Source organism: Streptomyces omiyaensis (assembly GCF_014650895.1).
Classification (GTDB): domain Bacteria; phylum Actinomycetota; class Actinomycetes; order Streptomycetales; family Streptomycetaceae; genus Streptomyces; species Streptomyces omiyaensis.
Map to the genome: position 1 here is coordinate 1 of NZ_BMVV01000071.1, position 3061 is coordinate 3061.

General features: G+C 72.3%; 3 protein-coding genes. 2 read left to right on the plus strand and 1 reads right to left on the minus strand.

Annotated elements, in window-relative coordinates:
* Positions 1-1710, minus strand: a 1710-nt coding sequence (locus IE287_RS38005) for a hypothetical protein (RefSeq protein ID WP_189853997.1), incomplete at its 3' end; no start/stop codon positions are given.
* 263 nt (positions 1711-1973) lie between these two features.
* Between IE287_RS38005 and IE287_RS38010 the strand changes: the two genes are divergently transcribed.
* Together IE287_RS38010 and IE287_RS38015 are read left to right on the plus strand one after the other, a co-directional pair.
* Positions 1974-2171: a hypothetical protein gene (locus IE287_RS38010; protein WP_189853998.1), complete on the plus strand. Its 198-nt coding sequence runs from the start codon at positions 1974-1976 to the stop codon at positions 2169-2171.
* A gap of 137 nt (positions 2172-2308) precedes the next feature.
* Complete coding sequence (locus tag IE287_RS38015) at positions 2309-2662, plus strand: PRC-barrel domain containing protein (RefSeq protein WP_189853999.1); 354 nt, start codon at positions 2309-2311, stop codon at positions 2660-2662.
* Positions 2663-3061: the final 399 nt, after the last annotated feature.

A 3061-nucleotide genomic window follows, 5' to 3' on the forward strand; every position in this document is an offset into this window, starting at 1 on the left:
GCCCGTCTTGTCGCGGGCGACGAAGTCGGAGGGGCCGGAGCCGACCGAGCCGAGCACCTCGATCCGGTCGTAGGCCTGCCAGCCGCCGCCGATCCTGACGGGCGCGTAGCCCGTAGCGAGGGTCTTGCCGGCGGCGTCGTACTCGCCGTTGAGCTTCCACAGCGTGCCCGTGGCGTCCCGGGCCAGCAGCTCGACGTCGTCGTCCCAGTCGATGTCGTGCTGGGTGGCGAGGTTCCGGCCGGCCGTGAAGCTGCCGGAGGCCTTCAGGTCCGGGCCGACGCCGTTGTGCGGGACGGCCGTGAACGACCAGTCGTAGATCCCGTTCGGAGCGTCCAGGCCCATGCGGCCGGCGACCTCCGACCAGCCGATGCCGAACTGCCCGGGACCGTAGTAGTACGGGCTGCCGGCGGACTCGGTGGAGAGGTGCAGCGTCTTGGAGAAGGACCGGCCGGTCGCACGGTGGACGATCTTCAGGCTGACGTCGGCGTTGTCCCGGGACATCTCCCACACGAGCGGGATCGGGGAGGAGAGGTCGAAGGGCTGCGGGAACCGCGTGCCGAGGAAGGTCAGTTTCGTCGGCTCGCCGCTGGAGGCGACCAGTTCGGCGGCCGGCCTGCCGTCCGAGCCGAGGGCGATCCGGTACACCCCTTCGCCGTGCTCGACGGTCCCGCCGCGCACGAACACCGAGCCGTCGGCGCCGGTGAGGGGCACACCGACGTAGTCGAGGAGCTTGACCGTCTCGCCCGTGGTCAGAGACTTCGCCGTGTACGGGATCACCGGCCGGATCTGGCCGTAGCCGTCGCCCTTCAGGGAATCCGGGGTGCCGTAGGTCACCCACGAACCCACCAGCCCCACGGTGAGGCCCAGTTCCTCGTGGGCTTTGGGATCGAACGAGGACGTGACCCCGGTGGCCCGCTCCACGGTGACGACCTTCCCGCCGCTCACCCAGGCGAGGTGCGTGGCGGAGATCGAGGCGTACTCCCGGTAAGAATTGCCGCTGATCTCCGCGTTGTCGTGGGTGAAGGCCGCCTTGGCAGCGGACAGGTCGACGGCGGCGACCCGGGCCGTAGAAGTGCCGCCCGACGCGTAGTGGTAGTGGACGAGGACAGAACCGCCCCTGGCAGGAGTGGCCTTGAAACTCCTGGCGCCGGCCGGGATGCCCTCGACCTTCCGCTGCGTGAGGCTGCCGCCGGCACTGGCGACCAGGTGCAGCTCCACGGACCCGTCGGCCTTCGTCACCTCCGCCAGGATCGTGTCCTTCGAGACGGCCTGCACATACGTGGCGTTCAGCGGACGCAGGTCCATCGTGACGGTCCGGCCGCCGTCGGCCATGTCGCGCAGCTGCAGCACCAGGGAACGCTCGGGGGTCGTCCCCTTTCCGGTCATGACCACGTCCGAGCCCGTGGAGTCGGCCACCGACCCGTCGATCACGGTGGTCGCCCCGTCCGCGAACCGGGTCCACGTGAACACACGGGACGTGTTGCCCGACCAGTTCTTGGTCAGGAAACCGCTCTTCCCGACCGCCTCGAACGACGACACACCCGCCGGATACGCCAGGGGTACCCCCTGGGCCCCCGCCTCGGCGGCCACGACTGCGGGCAGCGCGGCGGCGCCGGCCGGAACGGCCAGGGCGCCCGCACCCAGCGTCACGGCGAGGACGGTGGTGATCGCGGCGGAGACACCCCGACGGCTGGTGCTGGCGGAGATCAAAGCGTTCCTCCTGAAAGGTCGGATCGACGCCCGTCTCTGTCGGCGCCGCCCGATGAGACCCGCACCTCGGCCGAAGAGTTGTACGTAGATCATCTCCAGGAGCGAAAACACCGCCCGCGCTCTCTCCGCGAGACCGTCCCCTCGCGTCCGCCTCCACCTCACCGCCGGCACCCTCGCCCGACGCCCACCCGCTCTCGGAGCGCCCTCCGCGCCGCGGCCGGGGGCCATCCGGGTGGTTCCCGCCGTTCGGCGCGCACCGGTCCGTGCGCGGCGCCTACGGTCCGGGGACGGACCCCTACGCGGGCCGGCGGAGCCCGAGCGAACCGCAGCGCGCACTCGCCGACCTCCTGACCGTGCGCGCCGACTCCCCGCGCGCCGAGGCCGGCCGGGACGGCGAGCACCTGAGCGTCCGCGACGCCGTCACCCGCGACGCCGTCCGGCTCGGCCTCGCCCGCCCCTGACCCGGCGCCACGACCGCACGACGCGCAGACCGGAGACTTCCGGGGTGAGGCGCCGCGGCGGCGGGCACGCGGTCGGTGAACCGGTCGGGCGGAACGCATGGCGTCGGTACCCGGCCCGAGAGCGAAGGAGCACCGTTGTGGCGAACGACCTGTGGGAGTACAGCCCGACCTGTGGGCACCGGACCGGCACCGATCTGGCCGGCTGGAGCGTGATGGCGACCGACGGGTTCGTGGGACGCGTGGACGGACATTCCGAGGAGGCGGGGGACGCCTGGCTGGTCCTGGACGGGGGAGCGTGGATCTTCGGAAAGCTGCTGATCCCGGCGAGCGCGGTCCTCCGGTGCGAAGCGGACGAGAAGACCATCCGGCTGGCCCTCACGCGAGGCCAGGTCGAGGACGCCCCCCAGCACCTCTCCGAAGCCGACCGGGCCGACGGTCAGTACCGGCAGGACGTGGCCGCGTACTTCGGCGAGGCCGCCCGGAGCAGGTGACGCGGGCCCCCGAAGGCCGCAGGACCGCGGCCGGGAGCCCCGGCCGCCGGTTCGCCTGTGACCGGTCCGTCTGTCACCGGTTCGCCGGCTGCCGGATTCGGGCGGCCACCGCGGGCGGGGCTTTTCATGCCGCCGGTCCGCTCCGGCGCGTGCGGAGCGGACCGGAAAAGGCTTCCCGTGCGGGCGCGGGCCCCAAGGCGGACGGGCGGTCGGATTCCCCGGTGCGTCCGGGCATGCCGCGAGGCCCCGACCGGGGGAGGGGTCGGGGCCTCGCGGGTAGGGGGAAGCGGTGATGCGGAACGGTTTTCCGGTTCTAGTTCCGGAAGGTGTCCTTGATGTCTTCCTTGGCGTGGCGGGCGTGGCCCTTGGCCTGTTCGGCCCGGCCTTCGGCGGTCATCC